Consider the following 2,376-nt stretch of genomic DNA (forward strand, 5'->3'; position numbering starts at 1 on the left):
CGGCATGGGTTGGCTGCTGCTTGGCGTGCTGCTCGTGGTCGCCTACTGGGCATACGCTGACCAGCGTAATCGTGCCACCCGCGCCACCGGCTCCGTCGTGTCCCAGTGCGTCACCGCGCTCGACCGCGCAGGCCTGACCACGGTTCAGATCGCACCGTCACGTGTCGATTTCCGCGTGGACTACCGCCTTTACCGGGGCGTACCGCCGGGCGTGATCGCGGCGCTGTCGGCGCACTGGGGCGCGCCGGTACGGGTCGGAGCACTAGGCGGGGGCGTGGTGCGCTGCGAACCGGCTCCGGCTCCGGCACCGGATTAGCCGGGGCGACGTGCAGCGGGGAGCGCAGCGACGAGGAGCGGAGGGCGCGAAGCGCCCGAGCACCGCAGGCGCGAGCACCCCCGCGAACCGGCCCGCGTAGCGGGCCGCGCTGGTGGGCCTTAGTACTACAGGCCCACTTCCGGACTTGTGACAAGACGCTTATATGAGCAGGTCAGAGAGGGTTTTTTATGTCCACGGACAGGGCACGGCGCTGGATGTTGACGGTGCCAGCGGAGGGGGACGCGGGGGTCTCGCGGGAGCAGATCGAGGACGCACTAGAGCCGTACACGGCGTATCTGGGCCAGATGGAGCGGGCGGAGTCGGGCTATCTGCACTGGCAGATTTTGCTGGTACATGAGCAGCCGATCAGATTCTCTACGCTCAAAAACCGCTTGCCGACGGCACACCTGGAAACCGCGCGTGAACTGGCGAAATGCGTGGCTTACGTGCAAAAGGCCGATACCCGCGTGGAGGACGAACCGCCCCTGGTCAAGGGCTTGATCGAGGTCGGGCCGGGCCAAGGTCACCGGTCTGATCTGGACGATCTGCGGGCGCGGATTCTCGACGGCCAGGAGACCGTGGACGGTCTCATCATGGACGACGCGACCGCCTGGCGACACGGGCGCATGACGGCCGACCTCGTCGCTGCTCGTGACCGCGCTCGTCTGGGGTCTGGGACACGAGACGTGCAGGTCAGAGTGATTTATGGCGATACCGGGACGGGCAAGACCTCGGCAGCGATTCAAGGCCTGCAGGCGCTCGGCTCGGTCTGCAGGGTGACCCACTGGGGGCCGGGTGCTTTCGACGGCTACGACGGGCAAGATTCGCTGATTCTCGACGAATTCGCTGGTCAGCCCTCGATTTCTGCGCTTCTGACCTGGCTCGACCGGTATCCCGTGGATCTCCCCGCCCGCTACAGGTCGCGTCCTGCGGCTTATTTGCGCGTGGTGCTTTGCACCAATGCGCAGCCCTGGGACTGGTACCCCGAAGCGCCGAAAGCGCAGCGCGCCGCCCTAGCCCGTCGTCTCCATCTCGTGGAGCATTGGGCAGGGTCGTGGGATAACGTCACGGTGACCGAAATACCGTCCGCCGAGGTCATGGCCCGCATGACGGCAGAACCGCCCCCTATGGTGGGGTTTTAGCGATACTGGACAGCCTTGCATGCCCTGCAATCATTGTAAACATTCTACGTAAACGTTTGCATGTAAACATTACGTTGTTTTCATGCTTGCATTACGTTGTAAGGTTTGCTATGATTACAGTCATGGCAACGAAAAAAGACACCGCTGCTTTCGAGTCCGCCCTGGCTGACCTGCGCGCGTCCCGGCCTGACCTGGCCGACCGCCTGGGTGACGATCCCGCCCGCGCCGACCTGATCGACCTGGTCGCTGACCTCGCGCCCGACGTGGCTGCTGGTGCCCGCCAGATGTCCCGCGTCGCGCTCGTCGCGCTGGTGTCGGCTATCGCGCCTGCCCCGGAGCCGGTCGAGTTGGTGGCGTTCACCACTCGCCTGCCTGCTGATCTCGTCCAGGAGGTCAAGGCTCGCGCGGTCTCGCGCGGGGTCTCGGTGCAGGCTCTCGTAGCTGACGCTCTCGCGCGCGGTCTGGCTGCTGACGAGGGTAACGAGTAGCCCGGACACCCTCGCGGGCGCTCTCGAACACCGGGCCGAATTTTGAGGTTCTCACCGCCTGCGCGTTCGATTTTGAAAAACGACCGAAACGACCGCCCACGCCCCCGTGCTTCCTGAGGGAGGGAGGGCAGGGAGCGCCCTGCCCAGGCACCTTTTTAGGTGGCTATGGGGACAGGGGCAGTAGGACGTACGCGTTCCGTCGGTCGGTCGGTTGGTCACTGACTGGCGCGGGGCATTACTCCCGCGCGCTGGCGGCATGTGCACAGGACTCTGGAGACGCTGGAGCGTCAGCGCGATCTCGTGTGTTCCACCCAGGCGCGGCAGCCCTTTGCCCCGTATCCTCGCGGCGTACGGGAGTGCCTGGCGGTCATGTGCTCGTGATGATTTGCACCCTCTAACGGTGTGCTCTGGCCCGGTGTAAGCGGGGGGG

General features: G+C 65.4%; 3 protein-coding genes. All 3 read left to right on the top strand.

The window, feature by feature from the left end; translation table 11 throughout:
* On the top strand, positions 1–316 hold a 316-nt coding region (locus HMPREF2990_RS12835), incomplete at its 5' end, for a hypothetical protein (RefSeq protein WP_168167098.1).
* 188 nt (positions 317–504) lie between these two features.
* The gene (locus HMPREF2990_RS01175) at positions 505–1,458 is read left to right on the top strand and encodes a P-loop NTPase family protein (protein WP_070762287.1); all 954 of its coding nucleotides are present in this window, start codon (positions 505–507) and stop codon (positions 1,456–1,458) included.
* Positions 1,459–1,580: 122 nt separating this feature from the next.
* The gene (locus HMPREF2990_RS01180; RefSeq protein ID WP_141757743.1) at positions 1,581–1,946 is read left to right on the top strand and encodes a hypothetical protein; all 366 of its coding nucleotides are present in this window, start codon (positions 1,581–1,583) and stop codon (positions 1,944–1,946) included.
* Positions 1,947–2,376: the final 430 nt, after the last annotated feature.

Source organism: Corynebacterium sp. HMSC071B10 (assembly GCF_001814825.1).
Taxonomy (GTDB): Bacteria; Actinomycetota; Actinomycetes; order Mycobacteriales; family Mycobacteriaceae; genus Corynebacterium.